This window comes from Paenarthrobacter sp. DKR-5 (assembly GCF_018531425.1).
In the GTDB taxonomy this organism is placed as follows: Bacteria; Actinomycetota; Actinomycetes; order Actinomycetales; family Micrococcaceae; genus DKR-5.
In genome coordinates, this window is record NZ_JAHBOI010000001.1 from 278,532 (window position 1) to 303,550 (window position 25,019).

Below are 25,019 nucleotides of genomic sequence, written 5' to 3' on the forward strand. Positions count from 1 at the left end.
CGGCCCGCGCGAGCCCGCTCAGCCTCGCACTGTGACTCCGGGGGCCACATGCTCCGCCGCCGAGGCCAGGACCTTGCGCAGGGCCACGAGCGCTGGCCGGTTGGCGTTGGCGCCGCGTACGGAGGTGAAGACCGTCCGGTGCGGGTCCCCGGGCAGCGCCAGCAGGTCCACCGAAACGGCGCGGTTGGTCCACACCAGGTCCGGCAGCAGCGCCACGGCGTTGCCGGATTCGATCAGGCTGATCTGCGCCTGCAGGTCCGCTGTCTCGTACCGGACGTCCGGCTCAAAACCGGCGCTTCTGCAGGCCTGCTCAGCCCAATGACGTGAAGCAGTGCCGTGCGGCTCCATGACCCAGGAGGATCCGGCGGTCTGCTCGATGGAGCTGATGGTGCGGGTCGCGGTCGCCCGCGGAGGAACGGCCAGGCGAACGGCGTCAGAGGTCAGCTCCACCCTGTCCAGCTCGGGAAAACGGGGCGCCGCATGCCCCGGGTACTGTTCGGCCACCACGAGATCGAAATCCCTGGTCCACGTTTCACGCAGGGCCGTTTCCGGCTCCCGCTGGACCATCTCGATCCGCACCTCCGGGTACTCACGGTTCATCAGCGTCAGCGCCTCCGGCATCAAGGCCAGCGCCGCGGACTGGAAGATGGCGATCCGCACCGTTCCCGCAACCGTGGTGAGCGAGCCGGCCAGCTCAGCTTCTGCCCGCTCAAGGGTCTCCAGCAGCTCCCCGGCGTGCAGTACCAGGAGCTCCGCCTGCGGGGTAAGCGCCACCCGGCGCCCGGTTTTGCGCAGCAGTTCCACGCCCGCTTCCTTTTCCAGCAGGGCCAGTTGCTGGGAGACGGAGGACGGGCTGTACTTCAGGGCATCGGCGACTTCAGCCAGGGTCCCCCGAAGCTTGAGTTCGCGCAGGAGCAGAAGCCGGCGTACATCCAGCATGGCGTTCCTTGTCGTGGCCGGAGAGCATTCATCGGTTATTCCGATGATTATGCATCGGGAAAAGTCACTTTACCTTACGGAATTTGGCTTCCATACTATTGAGGACCTGTGTAACCGGTATCACATTTCACGCGGCCACCGGCACAGGCATCAGACCCGCAGAGCGGGTTCGGATCCAGGCAGGAGTTCTGCGATGAGCACACAAGACCCCCGGTCCATCTGGCGGCGCAAGCCCGTGGACGAAATGGAAGACGAGACCGTCAAGAGCGGACTGTTCAAGAGCCTCGGGCTCTGGCAGCTGACCGCCATCGGGGTGGGCGGAATCATCGGCGTCGGCATCTTTTCGCTCGCCGGACTCGTCGCGCACGGAGACAGCGCCAACCCCGGAGTGGGGCCCGCGGTGCTCATTTCCTTCCTGATCGCAGGCCTGGCTTCGGCAGCCGCGGCCCTCTCCTACGCCGAATTCGCCGGGATGATCCCGCGGGCCGGGTCGGCCTACACCTACGGCTACGTGGCGCTCGGCGAAATCACCGGATGGTTCATCGGCTGGGACCTGCTGCTCGAATACATCGCCATTGTCGCCGTCGTCGCGATCGGCATTTCCGGCTACCTGGATGCCTTCCTCGGCGGCTTCGGCATCCACCTTCCCGCCTGGATGGCCTCGACCGTCGACGAGGGCAAGGGCGGCCTCATCAACCTGCCGGCCATCCTGATCTGCCTGCTGGTCACGTTCATCCTCAGCCGCGGCACCAAGACGTTCGGGCGTTTCGAACTGGCCGTGGTGGCCATCAAAGTCGTCCTGATTCTGTTCATCGTGGGACTCGGGATTTTCTACATCAACACCAACAACTACAACCCGTTCATGCCCAGCGGCTTCGGACCGGTGGTCGCCGGCGCCGCCACCGTCTTCTTCGCCGTCTTCGGCTACGACGCGATGAGCACCGCCGCCGAGGAGGCAACCGACGGCAAGAAGCACATGCCCAAGGCAATCATCCTCTCGCTGATCGTCGCGATGCTGCTGTACGTGGCCGCCACACTTGTGCTGACCGGGATGCAGAACTACAAGGACATCGACCCCAAGGCCGGCTTCGCGTCCGCCTTCAGCAGCGTCGGGCTGCCGGTGATTGCCAGCATCATTTCAGTCTTTGCCGTGCTCTCGATCCTGACCGTCATGCTGACCTTCCTCCTCGGCGTCACCCGCGTGTGGTTCTCAATGAGCCGCGACGGGCTGCTTCCGGGCTGGTTCTCGAAGGTGGACCGGCACGGCACCCCGCAGCGCGTCACCTGGATCGCGGGCGTCGCATCCGCCTTCCTGGCGGGCATCTTCCCGATCCGGGCGGTGGCGGACCTGACCAACATCGGCATCCTCGCGGCCTTCGTGGTCGTCTGCCTTTCCGTCATCGTGTTCCGGTACACCAAACCGCACGAGCCCCGTACCTTCCGCCTGCCGCTGATGCCGGTGGTCCCTGCCTTCGGCGTCCTGGCCTCCCTGTTCCTGATCACCCAGCTTCACTGGGAGACCTGGGTCCGCTTCGTCGTCTGGCTGATCATCGGCCTGGCCATCTACTTCGGGTACGGACGTCGGCATTCCCTGATGAACCCGGACAGCCCGCGCCACGAGCGTGAACAGAGCCTTCACGCCTGAGCGCCGGCAGCCCCTGCAGCACCCAGCACCCATACCCCAAGCCATAACAAGAAGGCCCTGACGAAAAGAATGAAGACAAAGCCCACCATGACTCACTCCCTCCAGACGGCCCGCACCGCCGGGATCTCCGAAGCCGACGCCGCCGCCGGCACCCTTGCCGACGACGCCGTGCGCCTGGTCCGCCGCTGGCTGGCCGAAGCGGCCACCATCCCGTCCGACGCACAGGCGCAGCAACTGGCCGGCGTCCTCAAGGACCCGGACGGGCTGGGCTTCACCGTCGGCTTCGTGGACGGGGTGATCCGGCCGGAGGACCTCTCCGTCGCTGCCGCCAACCTGGCGGCACTGGCCCCGCGGGTGCCGGGCTTCCTGCCCTGGTACATGCGCAGCGCTGTTCGTGCCGGCGGTGCTTTGGCACCGGCACTTCCGTGGCTGGTCATCCCGGCCGCGCGCAAGGTCCTCCGCGGGATGGTCGGCCACCTGATCGTGGACGCCACGGATGCCAAGCTCGGACCGGCCATTGCCAGGATCCGCAAGGACGGCGTGCGGCTGAACGTGAACCTGCTGGGCGAAGCTGTGCTCGGCGAGCGGGAAGCAGCACGGCGCCTGGCAGGCACCCATGCGCTGCTGGCTCGGGACGACGTCGACTACGTCTCGATCAAGGTCTCGGCGACCGTCGAGCCCCACTCTCCGTGGGCGTTCGACGAAGCCGTGGCCCACGTGGTCGACAAGCTCACCCCGCTGTTCGAGCGCGCCGCCGCATTCCCGCGGCCCAAGTTCATCAACCTGGACATGGAGGAATACAAGGACCTGGACCTGACCATCGCGGTCTTCACCCGGCTCCTCGACAAGCCGGAGTTCAAGAACCTCGAGGCCGGCATCGTGCTCCAGGCCTATCTCCCGGACGCCATGGCTGCCATGATCCGGCTGCAGGAATGGGCCGCGGCGCGGCGTGCCGCGGGCGGCGCGGGCATCAAGGTCCGGGTGGTCAAGGGCGCCAACCTTCCAATGGAGCAGGTCGAAGCCTCCCTCCACGACTGGCCGCTGGCGACCTGGGGAAGCAAGCAGGAAAGCGACACCGGCTACAAGCGCGTCATCAACTATGCGCTGGACCCGGAGCGAATCAAGAACGTCAGGATCGGCGTCGCCGGCCACAACCTGTTCGACATCGCCTACGCCTGGCTGCTGGCCAAGCAGCGCGGCGTCGAAGCAGGCATCGACTTCGAGATGCTGCTGGGGATGGCGCAAAGCCAGGCCGAAGCGGTCCGGCGCGAGGTCGGATCCCTGCTGCTCTACACCCCGGTGGTGCATCCGGCCGAGTTTGACGTCGCCATCGCCTACCTGATCCGCCGGCTGGAGGAAGGCGCCAGCCAGGAAAACTTCATGTCCGCGGTCTTCGAACTCTCGGCGAACGAGCCGCTGTTCGAGCGCGAGAAGAACCGCTTCCTCGCCTCGCTCGCTGCCCTGGACGACTCCGTTCCCGCCCCGAACCGGAAGCAGGACCGCAACCGCCCCGAGGAGCCCGCCCCGCGGGACTCGTTCGCCAACACCCCGGACACGGACCCGTCACTTCCGGCGAACCGGGACTGGGGACGGGCCATTCTGCGCCGCGTGCCAGGCTCCGTCCTGGGCAACGACACCGTCGCGGCGTCCGCCCTGGGCGATCCGGAGTCGTTGAATGCCGTGATCGACGACGCGGTCGCCGCCGGCACGGCGTGGGGCTCCCTCTCCGGAGCCCAGCGTGCGGAGGTCCTCCACCGCGCCGGGGACGCATTGGCCGCCAACCGGGCGAAGCTGATGGAAGTAATGGCGTCCGAGACCGGGAAGACCCTGGACCAGTCCGACCCTGAGGTCTCCGAGGCCATCGACTTCGCCCACTACTACGCCGAGCTCGCCCGCGGGCTGGACGATGTCGACGGCGCCGCGTTCATCCCTTCCCGCCTCACCGTGGTGACGCCGCCGTGGAACTTCCCGGTCGCAATCCCTGCCGGCTCCACGCTCGCTGCCTTGGCCGCCGGCTCCGCCGTCGTCATCAAGCCGGCAGGACAGGCCCGCCGGTGCGGCGCCGTCATGGTTGAAGCGCTCTGGGAGGCCGGCGTGCCCCGCGATGTCCTTAAGCTGGTGCAGCTGGACGAGCGGTCGCTGGGACAGCAGCTCATTGCGCACCCCAAGGTGGACCGCGTCATCCTCACGGGTGGGTACGAGACCGCTGAGCTGTTCCGCTCCTTCCGCAACGACCTGCCGTTGCTGGCCGAGACCTCGGGCAAGAACGCCATCATCGTCACTCCGAGCGCGGACTTCGACCTCGCCGCGAAGGACGTCGCCCAGTCCGCTTTCGGCCACGCGGGGCAGAAATGCTCCGCAGCGTCGCTGGTCATCCTGGTGGGCTCGGTCGCCAGCTCCAAGCGGTTCCGCAACCAGCTGATGGACGCCGTCCAGTCCCTGAAGGTGGGCTACCCCGTCGATCCGCTCACCCAGATGGGCCCGGTCGTCGAACCCCCGCAGGGCAAACTGCTCGAGGGCCTGACCGTCCTCGGCGAGGGAGAAACATGGGTGCTCAAGCCCGAGCAGCTGGATGATTCCGGCCGGTTGTGGAGCCCGGGCGTACGCGCCGGCGTCAAGCCCGGTTCGCACTATCACCTCACCGAATTCTTCGGTCCGATCCTCGGCGTGATGACCGCCGACACGCTGGAGGATGCCATCCGGATCCAGAACCAGGTCGACTACGGCCTGACGGCCGGCCTCCATTCCCTCGACCCGGAAGAGCTGGGGCTGTGGCTGGAGAACGTCCAGGCCGGCAACCTCTACGTCAACCGGGGCATCACCGGCGCCATCGTGCGGCGCCAGCCCTTCGGCGGCTGGAAGAAGTCGGCTGTGGGCGCGGGAACCAAGGCCGGCGGCCCCAACTACCTGGTCGGGCTCGGCGACTGGCGCACCGCGGCGGCCGCCTCGACGTCGCCGGTTACGCACCCGGGCGTCCAGCGGCTTCTCGCGGCAGCGCGCACCAGCAGCGTGGTGGACGCCGACGAGATGCGGATGCTCGAGCGCTCCGCGGCCAGCGATGCGCACGCGTGGGACACCGAGTTCGGACGGGCCAAGGACGTTTCAGGCCTGGCGGCCGAGCGCAACGTGTTCCGTTACCGGCCGTTGCCGGTCACCGTCCGGCTGGGAACCGCGGGGTCCGTGGCGCGGACCGTCCGGGTACTGGCTGCCGGGGTGCTGGCTGGCTCCGAGGTCAGCGTGTCCACCGCCGTCGAGCTGCCGCAGGAACTGATGCGGGTGCTTGCTTCCCTCGGCATCCGCTGCGCCGTGGAGGACGACGACGCCTGGCTGGCTCAGGTGCGCCGCGCCTGCCCGCACCGGGTCCGCCTGGTAGGCGGGGATGCGCAGGCACTGGCGGCCGCGGTCGCAGGGAGGCCGGACCTGGCGGTGTACTCGCACGAGGTCACCGAGGCCGGACGCGTGGAGCTGCTGCCGTTCCTGCATGAACAGGCCGTCAGCATCACGGCGCACCGGTTCGGCACCCCGAACAGGCTCTCCGAACACCTGATCTGACAACTGGGTCTGAGAGCCTGGTCGGAGGGCCGGGGGCAGTGCCGGGCGAGGAATTCGTCCGGCACTGCCCGCGGCCCTCATCTTTGCTTTCAGGCCCATCATCCCTGCCTTCGGGGCGGCGTTTCTGCCTTGCGGGGCGCCCGCGAAGTCAGCCGACGGCGGAGGCCACCGCCGCGCGGATGCCCGCGTGCAGCGCCCGCAGCCCGGCCCGGCTCCCCCGGACCTCAAAGACCGAGCGCCCCGCCACCGGCGCCGCGAGGGAGGCACCGAGCTGCCCGGCGTCGGCCGCCTGCGCATACTCCAGCCCGTAGGCCGCGGCGAGGGCCCGCAGATCAGCCCGCTGCGGGGTCCCGAAAAGCCGTTCCACCGCGGAAGTATAAGCCGCATGCTCACCCAGCGCACCGTGCTCCAGGGTGGAGAAGATTCCGCCCCCGCCGTCGTTGAACACCACGAGCTGCAGCTGCGGCTCCGGTTCGCCGGGGCCCAGCAGGAGACCCCCGGCGTCGTGCAGGAAGGTCAGATCGCCCAACAGCGCGCGCACCGGCCTGCCGGTGGCGAGGGAGATGCCGCTGGCGGTGGCGACGGTCCCGTCGATCCCGGCCAGGCCGCGGTTCGCGTAAACCTTGCCCTGCTGCTGCGCCGCCGGGGTTCCGGTGAGGTCAACGTCCCGGATCGGGTTCGAGGAGCCAAGGACCAGGTCCGCGCCGCCTGCTCCCCAGACCGCGCGGGCCACGTGCAGCCCGGTGAGGCCAGGGGCGGCGGCGAGGACGGTGGACACGGCGGCATCCGCCTCGGCGCCGGCGCGCTGCCAGCGCTCGAGCCAGCCGTCCTCGCCGTCGCCGGCGAAGCAGCCCAGCTCGTCCAGGTCGCTGATGATGTGTTCGGGACGCCGTCCCGGGGTGAACCAGGCCGCCGGGCCGGGCAGGTACAGGGCGCGCTCGACGTCGGTGCGGGCCAGCAGCGCGGCGACGGGGCGGGAGAGCGTCGGGCGGCCGAAGACCACGACCCGCTCGATGTCCGGGCCGATGTGCCCGAGCAGCAGCCGGTACGGGCCGATGGCAAGGGGGCCGAACCGGGCGTTTGAGGAGGGTTCGGCGAGCAGCGGGAGTCCGTGGCGGCGCGCGAACGTCTCGGCGACGGGCCCGGCCGCATGCCCGGCGACGACGACGGTCCGTCGCCGCGGGCGGCTCCCCTCGGCCGAACGGCCACTAACGGCGGCTTCCGGCGCCGGAAGCCCGCCGTTAGCGGCCGTTCGCGCGGGATCCGGACCGGCGTCGGGAGCGGGCGGCGTTGGCTCCGGGACCCAGACCGGCTCGGCCGCGCCGGGCACCAGCGGATCGCGGAAGGCCAGATTGAGCTGCACCGGACCGGCCGGCCGCTCGTTGCCCCCTCGGGCCGCGGCCAGACCCTCCCGCACGGCGGGGCCGGGATCCGCGCCGGCGGCGACGTCGACGGCGTAGCGCACATGGGTGCCGAACAGGCCGGCCTGGTCAGTGGTCTGGTTCGCGCCGGTGCCGCGCAGTTCCTCCGGCCGGTCCGCCGACAGCACGATCAGCGGGACCGCGGCGTGGTTCGCCTCCATCACGGCCGGCAGCAGGTTACCGACCGCCGTGCCCGACGTCGTCACGACGGCAACCGGGCGGCCGCTGCCGAGTGCGAGCCCGAGCGCGGTGAAGGCGGCGTCGCGCTCGTCAATCCGCACGTGCAGCCGGAGCCGGCCCGCGGCCTCGGCTGCGGCCAGGGCATACGCCAGCGGCGCGCTGCGGGATCCGGGGGCGACGACAACGGAGCCGACTCCGCCGTCGATCAGCGCCTGGACGGCGAGCCGGGCTGCGGCCACGGAGCCAAGGGATTCAGTCACCCCTCCATTCAACCGCACCCCGCCCACGCCGGCGCCCCGCACCAACGCCGCCCGCCCCAGCCCCGGCGCCCCGCACCAGCCCTGCGCGAACGGCCACTTAAGGCGACCTCCGGCGCCCGGAGGCCGCCTTAAGTGGCCGTTCGCGCGGGGGACGAAGCGCCTTCCTGCGACTCGAGCAGGCCGTGGACGCGGCGCAGCCGGTCGAGCCACCACTGCCGGCGCTCGGGGCTGGCGGCGTGACGCTGCAGCAGCTCCTCGTCCACGTCGGGCTCACGGACCTGCAGGTACCCGTCCTGCGGCACCAGCGGGGTGCGGGCGACGTCGGCGGCCATCAGCGAGACGGTTCCGAGCCCGCAGGCGTACGGCAGCTCCGGCAGGGCGGCCGCGAGCGCGAGGCCTGCCCGGATGCCCACCGAGGAGTCCAGGGCCGAACTGACGACAGCGGGAAGCCCCGCTCCGGCGACGACGTCGAGGGCGCGGCGCACGCCGCCGAGCGGGGCCACCTTCACCACGATCAGGTCCGCGGCGCCCCGGCGGGCCACCAGCAGCGGGTCGGTCTCCTTGCGCACGCTTTCGTCGGCGGCGATCAGCACCGGCACTCCGGCTGCAGCAAGGCGTTCGCGCAGTTCCGCGAGCCCGTCGATCTCCGCCACCGGCTGCTCGGCGTATTCCAGCCCGAATTCGGAGAGCCGCGCGAGCGCCGCAACAGCCTCCGGCACGGACCAGCCGCCGTTCGCATCGACCCTTAGCTTCGCGGCCGGCAGTTCGCGCCGGACGGCGGCGACCCTGGCCAGATCGTCCTCAAGCCGCTGGCCCCGCTCGGCCACCTTGATCTTCACCGTGCCGGCGTCCCCGAACGGTGCGAGCACCGCAGGCACCGCTCCGGCCTCCACCGCCGGGACTGTTGCATTGACCGGGATGCGCGTCCGGCGTTCGGCCGGGAAGCCACGCCATCCGGCCTCGACGGCGGCGGCCAGCCAGCGGGAGCTCTCCGCGTCGCCGTATTCCGTGAACGGGCCGAACTCTGCCCAGCCGGCAGGCCCTCGCAGCAGCATGGTCTCCCGGGTAAGCACCCCACGGAACTTCACCCGCATCGGCAGGGCCACCACCCGGGCTCCGGCGGCCACTTCCTCAAAGCTTGGGGTCCCGTTCGTCATCCGACCACTGTACGCCGCGACCCCATCGGAGCCGCCCCCGCCCGCGCAGCGGCTCCTGCCCGCCCGTTCCCTCCGCTTTCGGCTCATGGCAGGATGACGGCATGAAAATCAACCGACAAATCGTTGTTTTCGACGCTGCTGACCTTTCTGCCGAAAGCTCTTTCTGGGCGGCCCTGCTCGGCGGGACCGTCCAGGCGGACGAGGACTGGCACACCGTCTACGTGGAGGGTGAGCCGCGGCTGGCCGTCCAGCTTGCGCCGAACCATGTGGCACCCGAGTGGCCGCATGGGACGCCGCAACAGATCCACCTCGACCTGTACGTCGACGACATCGACGCCGCCCACGGCGAGGCTCTCACACACGGCGCGAAACTGCTGCAGGAAGCCGACGACCTCAGGGCCGCCGAGGGGTTCCAGGTCTACGCGGATCCCGCCGGACACCCGTTCTGCCTCTGCTGGGGCTGACCGCACGCAGCCGCAGCACCGGCCAGCGCATCCTCAGGGTGGTGTGCGACCCTAGATAACAATGAGATCGCAGTCCGCCGACAAACCCCGGCTCCGCCCGGCCCAGGTGCCCGCGGCTTCCCACCCGAGCCTCTTCCTGCTTGCCGCGGGGATCTGCCTGGTCGGCTTGATCGGCGTCTACCTGTTCTTCGTGCGCACCACCACGGGCCAGTACATTGACGAGTCCGCCCTTGAGGAGGCGACCGCACTCGCCCAGGGTCGTACGGCGAAGGCCACCACCCAGTTCCTGGACTACCTTCCGGTGATTTCACTGGTCCTTGCCAGCGCAGCCGTGCTGTTCGTGGCCGTGCGCTTCCGCCGCCGGCTCGCGGCCGTGGTTGCCGTCGTCACCGCGGCCGGGGCGAACCTGTCCACGCAATGGCTCAAGGCCGACGTCTTCGACCGCCCGTTCCGCGGCATCTCCACCCTTGACTTCAATTCGCTGCCCTCCGGGCACACCACTCTCGCCGCGTCCGCCGCTGCGGCGGTGTTCCTCGTCGTCGCACCCCGCTGGCGTCCGCTGGCAGCATTCGGGGGCGGAAGCTACGCCGTCGCCACGGGCGTCTCCACCCTGGTCAACCAGTGGCACCGGCCGGCCGACGTCGTCGCCGCCTTCCTCGTGGTGGGATTCTGGACCGCCCTGGGCGGGCTGGCCATCCTGCGGACCGGAACGGACTGGAACACCTGGGACGGCTACGGCGAACACTGGGCCTCCTCGCAGCTCTGGCCGCTGCTCTCGGCCCTTGCCGGCGTCGGGGCGGCGGGCGTCGCGGTGTACTCGTTGGCGCAGATCGCTCCCGGCTCGGCGCAGCACGTGAGCACCGTGAACTACCTCTGGGCGGGCGCCTGCCTGATCGTGATCTTCGGTTACCTGCTCACCGTTGCCGGGACGGTCCTGTTCGGCGGCGCGGCGGGCCGCCGTCCCCGTCCCGAGCTTCAGTCAGCTGCGCGCCGGGTGCGCGGCACCCAGTAGCCCAACGCCGCCGCGGCCGCGAAGCCCAGCAGCGCGGTCGCCAGGATCCCGGCGGTCAGCGACACCGCCGCAGTGACGCCGGACAGAATGGCCGGGCCGCCCGAGGAGCCAATATCGGAAAGGAACCGCCAGACGCCCAGGAACTGCGGCCTGCCGTGCGCCGGCGAGTAGTCGGCTCCCAGGGTCATCACCATGCCCGAACCGATGCCGTTGCCGAAGCCGATCAGCAGCGACGCCAGCAGCAGGGACACCGGGCCCACCGTGAAGGGCATCAGCAGCAGCGCCGTCCCCATCAGCACCATGGACGGAATGGTCACCCAGGACCGGCCGCGGCGGTCCATCACCTTGCCCGCCGGGTAGAACATCAGCATGTCGATGGCACCGGAAAGGCCATAAATGATTGACGTCGACGCCGGGTTCAGTCCCAGATGGTCCGCCCACAGCGGGATCACCACCTGCCGCGAGGCCCGCACCGCGCTGACCAGCAGCACACCCAAGCCCACTGTGAGGAAGACGCGGGAGTGGCTGCGGGTGATGGAGCGCAGCGTCGGCGGAGCCTGCGGGGCTCCAGGTGCCTTGAGGCCGTGGGCGGGAAGGTCCGGCAGGGTCAGCGCGACGCCGCCGGCCACGAGCAGCACGGCCACGCCCACCCAGTAGGCCCCGGGCAGGCCGGCAAAATGCATCACCCCGGCGCCGATGAACGGGCCGAGGAAGATGCCGATCCGCATCACCCCGCCGAGCGTGGACAGCGCCCGCGCCCGGAAGGCCGGGGGCACGGCCTCGGTGAGGTAGCTCTGCCGCGCAAGGTTGAACACGGCCGAGGACATCCCCACCATGAACACTCCGGCGGCAAAGAGCCACAGCCCCGGTGCGAGGACGCAGGCCAGCAGTCCCGTCGCACCCCATAGGGCCGCCACGATGATGGCGCTGCGCTCGCCGAAGCGGGCGGTGATCAGGGAGGCGGGGATGTTCGTCAGGAGCGATCCGATGCCCAGCAGGGTCACGATCAGGGCAGCCAGTGCCACGGAGGCACCCAGGCTCTTCGCGCTGAGGGCGAGCACCGGCAGCACGGCACCCTCGCCGAGCCCGAACAGCAGCGAGGGCCCGTACGCGGCCACGGCGATGCCCCGGAAGCTGAATCCGGAGGGCACTGTTTCGTCAGGAGTTGGCAGGCTCACTGCTGACTACGCTCGCGACCGCGGCCGGACTCAGCGGTAGCCGTCGACGATCGCGGCAGCGATCTGCTTGTAGGCGCGCTTGGTGGCGGGCCGGAGCGCGTCGAGGGACACCAGGTCGCCGTCGGCCACTCCCCTGTCGTGCGGGACGGCGATCAGCTCGCGGCAGATGCCCGAGAGGTGGTCCATGATGGCCTTCTTGTCCACCCGGGAGGACACCTCGTCCTTGTCGGTGATGACGACGACGGCGTTGCGCGCCAGTTCCTCGTAACCGTGGCTGGCCAGCCACAGCAGCGTGCTGCGCGCCCGCTTGGCCCCGCTGACCGCGTAGCCGGCGGCGATGATCAGGTTGTCCGCGGACTGCAGGATCCCGCTCATGGCGTTGTGGGTCACGCCGGTGCCGCAGTCGGTCAGCAGCACGGAATAGTAGTTGGAGATCAGCGCCCTGACCCGCAGGTAATCCTCCGCGGTGAGGGAGTCGGAGAGCTCCGGGTCCTGCTCGCCGGCGATGAGGTGGAACCGGCCTGCGTGCTGGGTGTAGCGCGAGAGGGCGGTCAGCGACTGGACGGAGTCCAGGTTGGCGAGCAGGTCAGTGATCGTCTTGGGGCTCGAGGACTCGTAGATGCTCTCACCGAGGGCACGTTCGGCCAGGTCGCCCGAGTCCGGGTTGGCGTCGATGGCGCACGGCGGGTCCCCCCGGTATTTGGCCAGGGTCAGCCCCACGCCCACGGTGGTCGAGGTCTTGCCGATGCCGCCCTTGAGCGAGAGGATCGCCGTGTTGAAGCTGCCCTGGAGCTGGCGGGAAATCCGGCGCTCAAGGTCGTCGTCGTACTGCTGGCGGGCACTCGGGCCCAGGTTGAGCTTGCCGCCGGTCATCGAATACAGCGCGGCGCGGACGCCGGTGGTCGGGCGCGGCTTGGCCGGGCGGATGAACGCACCGGGCTGCTCGGCCGGTTCCGCGGCGTAAGAGCGTTCCGGCACCCGTTCGACGGCGGCGCGCTGGCCCGGCGCCCGGCGGGGGCGCATCGGAGGGGCTGCGGCCATGCTCCGCAGCGGCGCGCCCGCCTGAAGCCCGGCCCCGGCGGCGGATGGACCGGAGTCGGGGAACGGCTCCTGGTGGTGCCGGTGTTCCTGGGCCTCATCGGCCGGCCGCGGGTCGCGGCGGGGCTCCGGGTCGATCCGGGGCTCCGGGTCCTCATCCGCGGGCTCTGCGGGCAGGCGTCCGGGTTGCTCCGGCCACGCGGCCGGCTCGTCGGGGTCTGCTGCGTCGGGGTCTGGCGCCTCGGGGTCTGCTGCGTCAGGGTGTGCTGCCTCGGGGTCTGCTGCCTGGGGGTGTGCTGCCTCGGGCTGCAGGGCGGCCGTGGAGAGCGCGCTGGTCTGCACCGGCCGGTACGGTTCGGCGGGATCCGGACCGATGCCGCCGTCGTCCGAAAGCTCATCCGGACCGGAAACCCGCTCGCTCAGGGCATCTTCATCCACGAACACCCAGTGGTCCGAGGCGGTCCGGTGGTCGATGCCGCGTACGAGGACCCGCCGGCCCTGCCGCCGGGCTTCTTCCGCGAGCAGGGCGTAGGCAGCGGACCGTCCGTCGGGGAATCCCTCCGTGCCGATGCGCTCGTCATCGATGGTCGCAGTGCCATCCAGATGGACTTCGACCACAAAATGTTCGGTCGTTTCGGGCATTTCGGCTTCTCCGTCGTCCTGGTGTGCCGACGCGTCGCCCCGTCCGCCCACTTCCCCTTGGGTTCGAACCAGTCTAGGCACATGCGCTCATGCAGCGGCTAATCCCCGCAGCAGGCGTTGGTCACACCCCGCGGTGCAGCTTCATCAGCCGGTGGATGAACCAGCGCGACTGTTCGGGCCCGTACGGCAGGATCGGGACGGCCTTCGTGGCGTCGTTGGGCATCTCGCGGGTGGCTTGCCGGGCGGACCGGACGGCTGTGGCCATCGTGTCCGCCATGGTGCGGACGAAGGCGTCACCGACGGGTTCGCCATGGCCCGGGACAAGGTATTCGTAGTTGTGCCGCAGTGCCGACACATGGCGCAGCACGTCCACCCAGCGTTCCGGATAGGAATCCTCGAAGGACGGGTGGAACCCCTGCTCGACGATGTCGCCGGCGAAGAGGCAGTGTTCGGTGCCCACCAGCAGGTCCCCGTCGGTGTGGGCCGGGCCGAGGTGAAACAGCGTGGCGGTGCTGCCGCCGAGGTCCAGCTTCACCGGTTCGGTGCCGACGAGCCGGTTCGGCACCACGATGCCGCAGTCCTCTGCGTCCGGGTCCGCGACCTCCGGCTCCACGGAGGCGGCCAGCTTGCGCTGCTCTTCCCCGTGGTTCTGGATGGCCGCGGCGCAGTTGCCATGCGCCCAGAACTCGGTGACTCCCGCCTTCGCAAAAACGGCGTTGCCAAAGAAGTGGTCGAAATGGGCATGCGTGTTGACGACCACCAGCGGCAGTTCAGTCACCTCCCGGACGGCAGCCAGGATCTCGTTCGCCTGCCGGGGCCCGCACCCGGTGTCGATCACCAGCGCCCGTTCCTCCCCGACCACCAAACCGGTGTTCAAAGCTGCCCCGGACGTACCGAGCACGTAATTTCCCGGTCCGACCTCGCGCCACTGCGACATTGCTTCGCCACCCTTCCACTGCTGTTTGGCCTTGTGTCCTATCAAAGGTCTACCAGCACCGAGCCCGGGTTTTCCACGGCATCGGCAACGAACCGCAGGAATCCGCCGGCCGTCCCGCCGTCGCAGACCCGGTGGTCGAACACCAGCGCCAGTTCCGTCACCTTCCGGACTGCCAGCTCACCATCCACCACCCACGGCTTGTCGATGATGCGGCCGACGCCGAGGATCGCCGCTTCCGGGTAGTTGATGATCGCGGCAGAGCCGTCGACGCCGAACACCCCGTAGTTGTTCAGCGTGAACGTGCCGCGGGTGAGCTCTTCCGGGCTGGCTTTGCCGCTGCGCGCGACGTCGGTGAGCCGACGGATCTCGGCGTCGAGCTGGCGCACGCTGAGCAGGTGGGCGTCCCGGACGGAGGGCACGACGAGCCCGCGGTCCGTCTGCGCCGCGAACCCGAGGTTCACGCCGCCGAAGGAGACGATGCTGTCGCCCTCGACGCGGGTGTTCAGTTCGGGGTACCGCTGCAGGCCGGCGGTGACGAAGCGGGCGATGAAGGACAGCAGCCCGGGGGCGTGCGGATCCTTCCGTTTGAGGGATTCGCGCATCCGGACCAACTCGGTGGCGTCCACGTCGACCCAGACGGTGGCCTCGGGAATCTCCCGGCGGCTGCGGACCATGGCTTCGGCGACTGTCCGGCGCACTCCGCGCAGCGGCGTCCGGGTGACGGACAGGCCGGTGCGCGGGTCGGTCCCTGACCCGGGCGTCTCTGCACCGGGTGGCTGTGTCCCGACTGGCTCCGCCCCGGTGGCCTCCGTCCGGCTGGCCGCCGCGGGGATTGCTTCGAGGACGTCCCGGCGCAGGATCAATCCGCCGGGGCCCGACCCGGTCAGCGCGTCCAGGGCCACAGCGTTGTCCCGCGCCAGCCTGCGCACCAGCGGCGAGACCACCAGCGGAGGCTGCCCCCGGCGGGGCGCCGGGAAGTCAACGACCACGGCACCGGACGGCGCCTGGGCCGCGGCAGCGGCACCGCGGGGCCGGCGGCTGCGCTTGGCTTCCCCGTGGCCGGAGGTGCCGTAGCCAATCAGCACGTTGCCGGATCCGGCCTTCTCCTCCTCGCGGTAGGCCTCGGCCGCCGGGTGCACGGGCTCCTCTTCGGCCGGCGCCACGGTGACCAGCGGCTTGCCGACGTCGATGCTCTGTCCCGGTTCGGCGTGCAGCACCGCGACCACCCCTGCATACGGGGACGGCACCTCGACGACGGCCTTGGCGGTCTCGACCTCCGCGACCGGCTGGTCCACCTCGATCTGCTCGCCCTGCTTCACCAGCCAGGTCACGAGCTCGGCTTCGGTCAGGCCCTCGCCCAGGTCGGGCAGCAGGAAAACCTTGGGTTCGGGCATCTCAGTCCTCCCACTGCAGGTCGTCGACGGCGTCCAGGATCCGGTCCACGCCGGGCAGGTGGTACTTCTCCAGCTTCGGCGCCGGGAACGGGATGTCGAACCCGGTGACGCGGCGCACCGGCGCGGCCAGTGAGTGGAAGCAGCGTTCCTGGACCCGGGCGACGATCTCGGACGCCACGGACGCAAACCCCGAGGCCTCGGCCACCACTACCGCCCGCCCGGTGGAGCGGACGGCGGCAGTGACGGTTTCGTCGTCGAACGGGACCAGCGAACGCAGGTCCACTACCTGCAGCGACCGGCCCTCGGCGGCCGCGGCGTCGGCGGCGGCGAGGGCCGTCGGCATGGATGGTCCGTACGTGATCAGGGTGGCGTCGGTGCCCTCGCGGGCGATCACGGCCCTGCCGATGCGCGGCTCACCCGGGGCTCGCAGCGCGTCCAGTTCGACCGTGTCCTTGGACCAGTAGAGCTTCTTCGGCTCCAGGAACACGACCGGGTCCGGATACTCGATCGCTTCGCGGAGCATCGCGTAGGCATCGGCGACCGTGGCCGGTGCGAGCACTGTCAGGCCCGGGGTGTGCGCGTAGTAGGCCTCGGAGGAGTCGCAGTGATGTTCGACGCCGCCAATGCCGCCGCCGTAAGGAATGCGGATGACCATCGGGAGGCTGACGTGGCCCTTGGTCCGGTTGCGCATCTTGGCGACGTGGCTGACCACCTGCTCGAACGCAGGGTAGGCGAAGGCATCGAATTGCATCTCCACGACCGGCTTCATGCCGTTCATCGCCATGCCCACGGCCATCCCGACGATCCCCGACTCGGCCAGCGGCGTGTCGAAGCAGCGCTCCTCGCCGAAGCGCCGGGTGAGTCCGTCGGTGATGCGGAAGACGCCGCCGAGGGGCCCCACGTCCTCGCCGAACACCACCACGCGCGGGTCCGCCTCCATCGCGTCGGCGAGCGCCGTGGTGAGCGCCTTGGCGAAGGTGAGCTGCTGGCCGGCTGTTGCGGCCGGGGCCTCGGTCACGGCTGTCATGTCAGGCCTCTTCCCGGGAAAGTTCGTCACGCAGCAAGGCTTCCTGCTCGCGCAGCTGGGGGGTCTGCTCGGCATAGACGTGCCGGAACAGTTCGGTCGGGTCCAGCCGGGGCTCGGCGTTGAGTCCGTCGCGCAGCACGCGGGCCATGTCCTCGGCGGCCGCTGCGATGCTGGCCTCCTCCTCCGGCGTCAGCAGGCCGGCGCCGGACAGGTAGGCCTGCATCCGGCTCAGCGGGTCGCGGGCCAGCCAGGCTTTGACCTCGTCGTCGCTGCGGTAGCGGGTCGCGTCGTCGGCGTTCGTGTGCGCCTGCATCCGGTAGGTGTGGGCCTCCACCAACGACGGGCCGCCGCCCTGGCGGGCGCGCTCCACCGCGTGGCCGAGGACGGCGAGGACCGCGGCGACGTCGTTGCCGTCCACGCGCTCCCCCGGCATCCCGTAGCCGACCGCTTTGTGGGCCAGCGACGGGGCAACGCTTTGGTGGCGCAGGGGTACGGAGATGGCGTACTCGTTGTTCTGCACGAGGAAGACCGCCGGCACATGGAAGACCGCTGCGAAGTTGAGGGCCTCGTGGAAGTCGCCCTCGCTGGTGGCGCCGTCGCCGCAGAGGGCCAGCACCACCGTGTCCTCGCCTTTGAGCTTCGCCGCATGGGCGACGCCGACGGCGTGCAGCAGCTGGGTGGCCAGCGGCGTGGCCTGCGTGGCCACCTTGTGCTCGTACGGGTCGTAGCCGCTGTGCCAGCTTCCGCGCAGCAGTTCGAAGACGCCGACCGGCTCGACACCGCGGGCGATGACGGCGACCGTGTCGCGGTAGGTGGGGAACAGCCAGTCCTCGTCCCCCAGGCAGAGGGCGGCTGCCACCTGGCAGGCTTCCTGCCCGTGGGAGGACGGGTAGACCGCCATCCGCCCCTGCCGGACCAGCGCACCGGCCTGGTCGTTGACGCGGCGGCCGATCACCAGCTGCCGGTAAGCCTCCAGCAGTCGCGCCCCGTCCGGCAGCAGGTAGCCACCGTCCCCGCTGCCCGGAACCAGCCGGCCGGCTTGGTCGATCAGCTGCACCGGTGCGGCGGAGGGAAGGAGGAAATCCCCGCCCCGGACCTCGGCGTCCACGGAAGAAGTCATCGTTGAGCTCCTCACAAAGATGTTGTGTTCCACCAGTATGGATTCGCGGCGCTTTTCGTATCCAGGTATCCGCAAAACTGTGGAATCTCTCCCCCAAAATGCCTATCCTTGTGAACAGATTGTCTTTGTGACGCGGCTAACAGCGGGAGGGTGTGGACGAATGGCGGAGACCGCCCCGGTGCCCTTGGACGAAGTGGACCGCCGGATCATTTCCGAGCTGACGCAGGACGGCCGGATGTCGGTCACCGCGGTGGCCGAGAAGGTGCACATTTCGCGTGCTCACGCCTACTCCCGGATCTCCCGGCTCACCGGCGAGGGCGTGCTGACCAAGTTCACCGCGCTGGTGGACCCGATCAAGGCGGGGTTGAAATCCTCCGCCTACGTCACGCTCAAGGTCCGCCAGCATTCCTGGCGGGAACTGCGCGAGAAGCTGCGGGCCATCCCCGAGGTGCACCACATCGCCCTCGTCGGCGGGGACTTCGACGTCATCCTGCTGGTGCGCGCGGTGGACAATGTGGACCTGCGCCGGGTCATTTTCGACCAGCTGCAGTCGATGCCGGGAGTGCTCGACACCCAGACCTTCCTGGTTTTCGAGGACCTCGACACCCGCTGAGCCACAGAGGAGTTGCCATGACTGCGTTGCCGTCCACTGAGTTGCCGACTACAGCCGACGTGCTCGTCGTCGGCGCCGGACCCACCGGCCTGATGCTCGCCGTCTGGCTGCGGCGGCTTCGGATCGACGTCGTTCTGGTGGACGGGAAATCCGGTCCCACCCGGGAATCCCGGGCGCTCGCCCTACAGGCCCGCACCATGGAGATCTACGAGCAACTCGGACTCGTCAGCGCGGTGCTGGCCCAGGTCCAGCCCGCCGCGGCGCTGCGCCCCGGATTCGAGCGCCGGGCGCTGGGCGTCCTGCCGATCGGCTCCTTGGGCACGGGTCTGACGCCGTTTCCGCGGCTGTACATGATGGAACAGAGCAAGACAGAACGCCTGCTGGGCGAGGAACTGGTCCGGCTCGGCGGCACGGTGCACTGGGATACCCGGCTCGAGGCCCTCACCCAGCACGCGGCGGTGGACGGGACACGTCAGGTGACCGCGGAGGTGGGAGGGCCGGCAGGCTCAACCACGATCACCGCCCGCTACTGTGTCGGAGCCGACGGCGGGTCCTCCACCGTGCGGCGGCTCTGCGGCATCCCGTTCGAGGGCATCACGAACGCCCAGACCTTCTACGTCGCCGATGCCGTCGGAGTGCAGGGCCTGGATCATGGCTCCATCAATCTGCGCTTCGGCAGCCGCAACCTCCTCCTGTCCTTCCCGATGGTCGGAGAGGACCACCACCGGCTGCTCGGCACTGTGCCGGATGACAGCACCCTTGATCTGTCGGAGGACGCCGCGCGCCGGATCCTGAAGGAGACGTTCGGCGTGACCTACGCGGAACGGACCTGGTTCTCTACCTACCGCATTCACCACCGCGTAGCCTCCGCCTTCCGGCAGGGGAACGTATTCCTGGCCGGCGACGCCGGGCACGTGCACTCCCCCGTCGGCGCGCAGGGGATGAACACCGGCCTGCAGGACGCACACAACCTCGCCTTCAAACTCAGCGACGTCCTCCGCGGGAAGGCACCTGACACGTATCTGGACCGCTATGAGGCGGAGCGGCGGCCGGTGGCACTGCGCCTCGTGGGCACCACGGACAAGCTGTTCCACGCCGTCACCTCCCCGGGCCGGGCTGCCCGGGCGCTGCGCAGGATCGCCCCGGGGCTGATCTTTCCGGTGGCGACGCGCGTTGTCCCACGGCTTCCCGGAGCCTCCCGGTTCTTCCAGTACGTCTCGCAGATCCGGATCCATTACTGGATGAGCGACGAGGAAAAAGCTGCCTCGGGCGGCAAACGGGACCGCGTCGTCGGCCGGCGCCTGCCGTGGACCGGACCAAACTTCGCCCCGCTGCAGGACCTCTGCTGGCAGGTGCATGCCTACGGCGCCGCGGACAGGGAACGTCTGACGGAGTTGGGCCGGCGGCTCGGTGTCCCGGTGCACGCCTTCCCCGCCGCGGCGGACGCCGGGTTGGAGGAAACCAAGTACTACCTTGTGCGGCCGGACGGTTTCGTGGCGGCCGCCGCCGCCCGCGGGGAGGCCGAGTCAGTGCTGGCCAAGGCGCTGCCGTGGACGGTCATGGGGTGACCAGCGCGGGCTGCGGCGGCTGAGCCGGCGACGCTCAGGCGCCCTTGAACACCGGCCTGCGCTTCTGCTGGAAGGCGGCGAACCCTTCCGCGTAGTCGGCGCTGCGGCACAGCTCGCCCTGCGCCGCGTTCTCTTCGTCGATGGCGGCCCACAGGCCCAGCCGTTGGTCGCGGATGCGGGCCACGAGCTCCTTGCTCGCGGCGAAAGCACCGGTGGCACCGTCGGCCACCCGGGCGACGATCCCGCGGGTCGTCTCCAGCAGCGACGCCTCGGGCATTGCCCGGCTGAACAGGCCCTGGGCAACGGCGTCGGAACCGCTCATCAGTTCCGCGGTGTAGATCAGGTCCAGGGTGCGGTGCGCCCCGAGCCGCTCGGTGAAGAGCCAGTGTCCGCCCGAGTCGAGGGTGGCGCCCAGGTTGGCGAACGGGGATCCGATCTTCGCTGTCTCGGCCACGTAGACCACGTCGGTGGCCACCAGCAGGCCCAGGCCGACGCCCAGGCAGGCGCCGTGGGCGGCCGCGAAGGTCGGTGCCGGGAACGCGCTCATCTTCTTCAGCAGCGGCGTGACCAGGCCGCCCAGGTAGCCGAGCGCGTCGTCGGTCTCGGGGGAAACGCCGGCGATGTCCCGTCCGGCACAGAAGGCCCGGCCCTCGCCGCGCAGCAGCAGCGCCCTGACCTCAGCAGCTGCGGCGTCGTCGTAGGCACGGCCCAGGTCGGCCAGCGCCTGCTCATCGAGGGCGTTGAGCTTCTGCGGTGCGTTGAGCACAATTTCGGCGATGCCGTCCCGGACAGACAGGTCGATCATTGACATTCAGACTCCTTGGCTGGGGTTGGCCGGGCGGGTCGGCCAGGCTTCGGGGTTCGTCAGGCGGGCTCGGTGAAGCATCAGGCGTCGAAGTCGACGGCCACCTCGTCGGTCGTCGGGTGCGACTGGCAGGTCAGCACGTAGCCCTTGGCCACCTCGTCCGGTTCGAGGGCGTAGTTCTCATCCATCTCGACCGAGCCGGAGACCACCTTGGCCCGGCAGGTGCCGCAGACTCCGCCGGCGCAGGCGAACGGCACATCCGGCCGGACCCGCAGCGCCGCGTTCAGGATGGACTCGCGGGCGTGCGTGGGGCTGGAAACCTTTCCGGTCAGCCCGTCGAGCGTGAAGCTGATCGAGTAGTTCCTGGCGGATTCGTCGACGACGACGGGCCGGCCGGCCTGGCCTTCCGGCCGGTCGGGGGTGCCGGTGCTGAACAGTTCGAAGCGCACCTTTTCGGCGGCCACGCCGCGGGCCGCGAGGGTGTCGCGGCACAGCTGCACGAGCTCGAACGGCCCGCACAGGAACCATTCGTCGACGTCGTCGGTGTCCAGCACCGTTTCGAAGAGCGTGGCGAGCTTCGCGGCGTCGATCCGCCCCGAGAGCAGGGGCGAAATGCGCTGCTCGCGCGAGAGCACGTGGTGCAGACCGAGCCGGGACGGGTACTTGTCCTTCAGGTCCGCCAGTTCCTCGAGGAACATCACATCCATCGCGGCCTTGTTGGCGTAGACGAGGTCGAAGGTGGTCTCCGGCGACGCCGCCAGCAGCGTCCTGGCTATTGCGATGACCGGGGTGATGCCCGAGCCCGCCGCGAACGCCACGAAGCTTCCGCCCGCCTTGGCGCCCTCGCCGAGCAGTTGCTCGGGGTGGTTCATTTCGGTCATGCCGTGCCGCGAGATGAATGCACCCATCGGGCTCATCACGTCCAGGACATCCCCGGCCTTGAGGTTGGCGTTGGCCCAGGTGGAGAACAGGCCACCCAGATCCCGCTTGATGGCCACGCGGATCTCACCGGGCACCGGCTCGGCGCAGATCGAATAGCTGCGGCGGATCTGCTGGCCCTCCAGCTCCGTGCGCAGGGCCACGTACTGGCCGGGAAGGTAGTCGTACTGGCCGGCGAGCTCCGCGGGCACCGCGAAGCTGACTTCAATGGCATCCTCGGTCAGCCGGCGCACGGCGGACACCGTCAGCGGATGGAAGACGGCGCGCCGCGGGGACGCCTGCTGCGGGGTTTCCTGGAGAGCTTCGGTCATCAGAGCACCTTGAAATAGTCAAACGGTTCCTTGCACGCCTGGCAGACGTACAGCGCCTTGCAGGACGTGGACCCGAAACGGGTCAGTTCCTTCGTGTTGAGCGAGCCGCACTGCGGGCACTTCACGCTCAGGGACAGCCGGACCGGCCCGGAATGGCCGCCGGCGGCGGAGCGGCCCGAGGGCGGCGCAATACCGTACTCGGCGAGCTTGGCTTTGCCCGCTTCGGTCATCCAGTCCGTGGTCCACGCCGGGGCGAGGACCAGGCGGACGTTGACGCTGGCATATCCCGCGCCGGCGAGCGCGGCCGCGACGTCGTCCTTGATCGCGTCCATGGCCGGGCATCCGGAGTAGGTCGGGGTGATCGCGACGTCAGCCCGCAGGCCGGTATCGTCCCGCTGGACGGCGACGTCGCGCAGGATGCCCAGGTCCTCGATGGTCAGCACCGGGATTTCCGGGTCGCACACGGTGGCGGCGATGTCCCAGGCGGCGGCAGCCTCGGGCTCCAGCGGCCGCGTGCCCTTCAGTGCGGTGGGGGTGGTGTCCACGACTGTCACCGCCGGCTCACCACGTGGCCCCTGGGTGCTCGCGGGCGAGCACCTGCATCTCGGCCAGGATGAAGCCGAGGTGCTCGGAGTGGTTGCCCTGTCGGCCGCCGCCGCGCGCGGCGGGCACCTGCGGAACCTCGAGCTCGGCCTCGGCGAGGGCCGCGGCGATCGCCTTGTCGAACGGCTCCCGAAGGCTGGAAGGCCGGACGGCGGCATTGCCGAGGGAGTCAATGAGCGCGTCGTCCCTGAAGAGTTCCTCCACGTAGGGCCAGGTCAGCTCGAGGCCGTGCACCATGCGGCGGCGGGACTCCTCAGTGCCCAGCGCCAGCCGCTGCAGCCACTGGTAGCTGTGGTCCTTGTGGTACTCGACTTCCTTCAAGGCCTTGGCGGCGATCGCGGCCAGCGTCGGGTCGCTGGAGCCGGTGAGCCGGCTGTAGAGCTCGTGCTGATAGAAGGAGACGACCAGCTGCCGGGCGATGGTGCGGGCGAAATCCCCGTTGGGCTGCTCGAAAAGATGCGCAGAGCGGAACTGGTCCTCGCCGCGCCAGTAGGCCAGATCGTCCTCGGTTTTGCCCCAGGAGCCTCCGGCGTACGTCAAAAAGGACCGGGCATGGCCGAGCAGGTCCAGCGCGATGTTGGCCAGCGCGACGTCCTCTTCCAGTTCAGGTGCCCGCGAGATCCACCAGCCCAGGCGCTGGGCGAGGATCAGCGAGTCGTCGCCCAGCCGCAGCGCGTACTCGGCCACGGGTTCCGGCGCAGTGTGCTCGGCGTTGGCGACGGCGATGTCCTCCGGACGCAGCGCGTTGCCAGGGGTAATCCGGGTGGCCGACTCCGAGGCGAATCCGCTCACAGGTGCTTCACCCCTTCGCTCTTCGTGTAGTAGGTGGCATGCCGGTAGTCCTTGCCCTGCGGGGATTCGAAGAACGAACCCTTGGCATCGGGGTCGCTGGCGGCGATCGCGTCAGCCGGCACCACCCAGATGGACACGCCCTCGTTGCGGCGCGTGTACAGATCGCGGGCGTTCCGCAGGGCCATGGCCGCGTCGGGCGCGTGCAGCGAACCGGCATGCACGTGGGAGAGCCCTCGCGAGGAGCGGACGAACACCTCCCAGAGCGGCCAGCGGTGGTGCTGTGGCTGGTTCTGGGCGGTTTCACTCATGATGCTGCTCCTGCAAGTTCTTCGTGGCGGCGGGCGGTGCGCTCGGCGTAGGCCGCAGCGGCTTCACGGACCCAGGCGCCCTGCTCATGGGCCTCGCGGCGCCGTTCCAGACGCTGCGAGTTGCACGGCCCGCGGCCGGCGAGGACGTCCTTGAATTCGGTCCAGTCGAGTTCGCCGAAGTCCCAGTGGCCGGTTTCCTCATTCCAGGCCAGGTCCTTGTCAGGCAGGGTCAGTCCGAGCGCCTTGACCTGCTCGACGATCATGTCCACGAACCGCTGGCGCAGTTCGTCGTTGCTGAACCGCTTGATGTTCCAGTCCATGGACTGCTTCGAGTTGGGGGAATCGGCGTCGGGCGGCCCGAACATCATCAGCGCCGGCGCGTACCAGCGGTTGATCGCGTCCTGCGCCATCTTTTTTTGCGCCGCGGTGCCGTTCGCCAGCTCGAGCAGGATCTCGAAGCCCTGCCGCTGATGGAAGGACTCCTCCTTGCAGATCCGCACCATGGCGCGCCCGTAGGGTCCGTAGGAGGCCCGGCACAGCGGGACCTGGTTGCAGATCGCCGCGCCGTCGACCAGCCAGCCGATTGCGCCGATGTCCGCCCAGGAGACCACCGGGTAGTTGAAGATCGAGGAGTAGCGGGCCTTGCCGGCGATGAGCTGCTCGGTCATCACGTCCCGGGGCGTGCCCAGCGTCTCGGCCGCCGAGTAGAGGTAGAGCCCGTGCCCGGCCTCGTCCTGCACCTTCGCCATCAGGATCGCTTTGCGCTTCAGGCTCGGCGCCCGGCTGATGAAGGTGGCCTCCGGCTGCATGCCGATGATCTCCGAGTGCGCATGCTGGGATACCTGCCGCACCAAGGTTCGGCGGTAAGCCTCCGGCATCCAGTCCTTGGGCTCAATACGCGAATCCTCCGCGATCACCCGTTCGAAGTTGGCCCTGCCGGCGGCGTCCTCGGGGGATTCGCCGGAGCCGTCCACTGCATGGAGAGCGGCGTCGTTGTTTCCTGCCATGGGGAGATCACCTCGCTGTGCGCTCCGGGCATGGAGCCCCGGAGATAATTACCGACCGTTCGTTCAGAATATCGACGGGGGTTCGCGCCGTCAAGCGAACGGGGCGC

Annotated in this window: 21 protein-coding genes; 6 read left to right on the forward strand and 15 right to left on the reverse strand. The window is 69.6% G+C overall.

Annotated features, from left to right (window positions below; genetic code table 11):
* Window positions 1-18: 18 nt before the first annotated feature.
* Window positions 19-939 carry a LysR substrate-binding domain-containing protein gene (locus KIH31_RS01380; protein WP_214425269.1) on the reverse strand — a complete coding sequence of 307 codons (921 nt, stop codon included), beginning with the start codon at window positions 937-939 and terminating at the stop codon, window positions 19-21.
* A 193-nt stretch (window positions 940-1,132) separates the two neighbouring features.
* Here KIH31_RS01380 and KIH31_RS01385 point away from each other — a divergent pair, with 193 nt between their 5' ends.
* Both KIH31_RS01385 and KIH31_RS01390 read left to right on the forward strand, forming a co-directional pair.
* The gene (locus KIH31_RS01385; RefSeq protein WP_214425270.1) at window positions 1,133-2,584 is read left to right on the forward strand and encodes an amino acid permease; all 1,452 of its coding nucleotides are present in this window, start codon (window positions 1,133-1,135) and stop codon (window positions 2,582-2,584) included.
* An 87-nt stretch (window positions 2,585-2,671) separates the two neighbouring features.
* Window positions 2,672-6,136, forward strand: coding sequence for a bifunctional proline dehydrogenase/L-glutamate gamma-semialdehyde dehydrogenase (locus tag KIH31_RS01390; protein WP_214425271.1), 3,465 nt, complete (start codon window positions 2,672-2,674; stop codon window positions 6,134-6,136).
* Window positions 6,137-6,284: 148 nt separating this feature from the next.
* On the opposite strand, the gene menD is transcribed toward KIH31_RS01390, so the two are convergent.
* Window positions 6,285-7,997, reverse strand: coding sequence for a 2-succinyl-5-enolpyruvyl-6-hydroxy-3-cyclohexene-1-carboxylic-acid synthase (menD, locus tag KIH31_RS01395; RefSeq protein ID WP_214425272.1), 1,713 nt, complete (start codon window positions 7,995-7,997; stop codon window positions 6,285-6,287).
* 128 nt (window positions 7,998-8,125) lie between these two features.
* A complete protein-coding gene (locus KIH31_RS01400; RefSeq protein WP_214425273.1) occupies window positions 8,126-9,154 on the reverse strand; it encodes an o-succinylbenzoate synthase in 1,029 nt (342 codons plus the stop codon).
* A gap of 101 nt (window positions 9,155-9,255) precedes the next feature.
* Between KIH31_RS01400 and KIH31_RS01405 the strand changes: the two genes are divergently transcribed.
* Both KIH31_RS01405 and KIH31_RS01410 read left to right on the forward strand, forming a co-directional pair.
* Complete coding sequence (locus KIH31_RS01405) at window positions 9,256-9,618, forward strand: VOC family protein (protein ID WP_214425274.1); 363 nt, start codon at window positions 9,256-9,258, stop codon at window positions 9,616-9,618.
* A gap of 61 nt (window positions 9,619-9,679) precedes the next feature.
* Entirely contained in the window at window positions 9,680-10,630 is a 951-nt protein-coding gene (locus tag KIH31_RS01410; protein WP_214425275.1) for a phosphatase PAP2 family protein, read from the forward strand.
* Here the strand turns inward: KIH31_RS01410 and KIH31_RS01415 are convergent.
* The 6 genes from KIH31_RS01415 to pdhA form a co-directional block, all read right to left on the reverse strand.
* Window positions 10,594-11,808, reverse strand: coding sequence for an MFS transporter (locus KIH31_RS01415; protein WP_307857496.1), 1,215 nt, complete (start codon window positions 11,806-11,808; stop codon window positions 10,594-10,596). The genes KIH31_RS01410 and KIH31_RS01415 overlap by 37 nt on opposite strands.
* A gap of 30 nt (window positions 11,809-11,838) precedes the next feature.
* Entirely contained in the window at window positions 11,839-13,488 is a 1,650-nt protein-coding gene (locus KIH31_RS18030; RefSeq protein WP_250545336.1) for a MinD/ParA family protein, read from the reverse strand.
* A gap of 121 nt (window positions 13,489-13,609) precedes the next feature.
* Window positions 13,610-14,425 carry an MBL fold metallo-hydrolase gene (locus KIH31_RS01425; protein WP_214425276.1) on the reverse strand — a complete coding sequence of 272 codons (816 nt, stop codon included), beginning with the start codon at window positions 14,423-14,425 and terminating at the stop codon, window positions 13,610-13,612.
* 41 nt (window positions 14,426-14,466) lie between these two features.
* The gene (locus KIH31_RS01430; protein ID WP_214425277.1) at window positions 14,467-15,819 is read right to left on the reverse strand and encodes a dihydrolipoamide acetyltransferase family protein; all 1,353 of its coding nucleotides are present in this window, start codon (window positions 15,817-15,819) and stop codon (window positions 14,467-14,469) included.
* Window position 15,820: 1 nt separating this feature from the next.
* Window positions 15,821-16,846: an alpha-ketoacid dehydrogenase subunit beta gene (locus KIH31_RS01435; protein ID WP_214425278.1), complete on the reverse strand. Its 1,026-nt coding sequence runs from the start codon at window positions 16,844-16,846 to the stop codon at window positions 15,821-15,823.
* A 1-nt stretch (window position 16,847) separates the two neighbouring features.
* Window positions 16,848-17,966, reverse strand: coding sequence for a pyruvate dehydrogenase (acetyl-transferring) E1 component subunit alpha (pdhA, locus tag KIH31_RS01440; protein WP_214425279.1), 1,119 nt, complete (start codon window positions 17,964-17,966; stop codon window positions 16,848-16,850).
* Between the two features lie 160 nt (window positions 17,967-18,126).
* On the opposite strand from pdhA, the gene KIH31_RS01445 reads away from it, so the two are divergent.
* Together KIH31_RS01445 and KIH31_RS01450 are read left to right on the forward strand one after the other, a co-directional pair.
* Entirely contained in the window at window positions 18,127-18,579 is a 453-nt protein-coding gene (locus tag KIH31_RS01445; RefSeq protein ID WP_214425280.1) for an Lrp/AsnC family transcriptional regulator, read from the forward strand.
* A 17-nt stretch (window positions 18,580-18,596) separates the two neighbouring features.
* Entirely contained in the window at window positions 18,597-20,147 is a 1,551-nt protein-coding gene (locus tag KIH31_RS01450; RefSeq protein ID WP_214425281.1) for an FAD-dependent monooxygenase, read from the forward strand.
* 34 nt (window positions 20,148-20,181) lie between these two features.
* Here the strand turns inward: KIH31_RS01450 and KIH31_RS01455 are convergent, their stop codons facing one another.
* From KIH31_RS01455 to paaA, 6 genes are all read right to left on the reverse strand, one after another.
* On the reverse strand, window positions 20,182-20,952 hold the full coding sequence (locus KIH31_RS01455; protein WP_214425639.1) for an enoyl-CoA hydratase/isomerase family protein: 771 nt from the start codon (window positions 20,950-20,952) through the stop codon (window positions 20,182-20,184).
* 80 nt (window positions 20,953-21,032) lie between these two features.
* A complete protein-coding gene (gene paaE, locus KIH31_RS01460) occupies window positions 21,033-22,202 on the reverse strand; it encodes a 1,2-phenylacetyl-CoA epoxidase subunit PaaE (protein WP_214425282.1) in 1,170 nt (389 codons plus the stop codon).
* A complete protein-coding gene (gene paaD, locus KIH31_RS01465) occupies window positions 22,202-22,747 on the reverse strand; it encodes a 1,2-phenylacetyl-CoA epoxidase subunit PaaD (protein WP_307857526.1) in 546 nt (181 codons plus the stop codon). The genes paaE and paaD overlap by 1 nt, the downstream gene beginning before the upstream one ends.
* A 16-nt stretch (window positions 22,748-22,763) precedes the next feature.
* Window positions 22,764-23,597: a 1,2-phenylacetyl-CoA epoxidase subunit PaaC gene (paaC, locus tag KIH31_RS01470; RefSeq protein WP_307857497.1), complete on the reverse strand. Its 834-nt coding sequence runs from the start codon at window positions 23,595-23,597 to the stop codon at window positions 22,764-22,766.
* Window positions 23,594-23,905 carry a 1,2-phenylacetyl-CoA epoxidase subunit PaaB gene (paaB, locus tag KIH31_RS01475; RefSeq protein WP_214425283.1) on the reverse strand — a complete coding sequence of 104 codons (312 nt, stop codon included), beginning with the start codon at window positions 23,903-23,905 and terminating at the stop codon, window positions 23,594-23,596. Before paaB ends, paaC begins: the two co-directional genes overlap by 4 nt.
* The gene (paaA, locus tag KIH31_RS01480) at window positions 23,902-24,912 is read right to left on the reverse strand and encodes a 1,2-phenylacetyl-CoA epoxidase subunit PaaA (protein WP_214425284.1); all 1,011 of its coding nucleotides are present in this window, start codon (window positions 24,910-24,912) and stop codon (window positions 23,902-23,904) included. The genes paaB and paaA overlap by 4 nt, the downstream gene beginning before the upstream one ends.
* Window positions 24,913-25,019 lie beyond the last annotated feature (107 nt).

Excerpts from the sequence above, each read along its gene's own strand:
- paaE (WP_214425282.1), bottom strand. The coding sequence starts at position 22,202 with ATGACCGAAGCTCTCCAGGAAACCCCGCAGCAGGCGTCCCCGCGGCGC.
- KIH31_RS01425 (WP_214425276.1), bottom strand. The coding sequence starts at position 14,425 with ATGTCGCAGTGGCGCGAGGTCGGACCGGGAAATTACGTGCTCGGTACG.
- KIH31_RS01405 (WP_214425274.1), top strand. The coding sequence starts at position 9,256 with ATGAAAATCAACCGACAAATCGTTGTTTTCGACGCTGCTGACCTTTCT.
- pdhA (WP_214425279.1), bottom strand. The coding sequence starts at position 17,966 with ATGACTTCTTCCGTGGACGCCGAGGTCCGGGGCGGGGATTTCCTCCTT.
- KIH31_RS01445 (WP_214425280.1), top strand. The coding sequence starts at position 18,127 with ATGGCGGAGACCGCCCCGGTGCCCTTGGACGAAGTGGACCGCCGGATC.
- KIH31_RS18030 (WP_250545336.1), bottom strand. The coding sequence starts at position 13,488 with ATGCCCGAAACGACCGAACATTTTGTGGTCGAAGTCCATCTGGATGGC.
- KIH31_RS01400 (WP_214425273.1), bottom strand. The coding sequence starts at position 9,154 with ATGACGAACGGGACCCCAAGCTTTGAGGAAGTGGCCGCCGGAGCCCGG.
- KIH31_RS01385 (WP_214425270.1), top strand. The coding sequence starts at position 1,133 with ATGAGCACACAAGACCCCCGGTCCATCTGGCGGCGCAAGCCCGTGGAC.
- paaA (WP_214425284.1), bottom strand. The coding sequence starts at position 24,912 with ATGGCAGGAAACAACGACGCCGCTCTCCATGCAGTGGACGGCTCCGGC.
- paaB (WP_214425283.1), bottom strand. The coding sequence starts at position 23,905 with ATGAGTGAAACCGCCCAGAACCAGCCACAGCACCACCGCTGGCCGCTC.
- KIH31_RS01435 (WP_214425278.1), bottom strand. The coding sequence starts at position 16,846 with ATGACAGCCGTGACCGAGGCCCCGGCCGCAACAGCCGGCCAGCAGCTC.
- KIH31_RS01450 (WP_214425281.1), top strand. The coding sequence starts at position 18,597 with ATGACTGCGTTGCCGTCCACTGAGTTGCCGACTACAGCCGACGTGCTC.
- KIH31_RS01380 (WP_214425269.1), bottom strand. The coding sequence starts at position 939 with ATGCTGGATGTACGCCGGCTTCTGCTCCTGCGCGAACTCAAGCTTCGG.
- KIH31_RS01410 (WP_214425275.1), top strand. The coding sequence starts at position 9,680 with ATGAGATCGCAGTCCGCCGACAAACCCCGGCTCCGCCCGGCCCAGGTG.
- KIH31_RS01430 (WP_214425277.1), bottom strand. The coding sequence starts at position 15,819 with ATGCCCGAACCCAAGGTTTTCCTGCTGCCCGACCTGGGCGAGGGCCTG.
- KIH31_RS01390 (WP_214425271.1), top strand. The coding sequence starts at position 2,672 with ATGACTCACTCCCTCCAGACGGCCCGCACCGCCGGGATCTCCGAAGCC.
- KIH31_RS01455 (WP_214425639.1), bottom strand. The coding sequence starts at position 20,952 with ATGATCGACCTGTCTGTCCGGGACGGCATCGCCGAAATTGTGCTCAAC.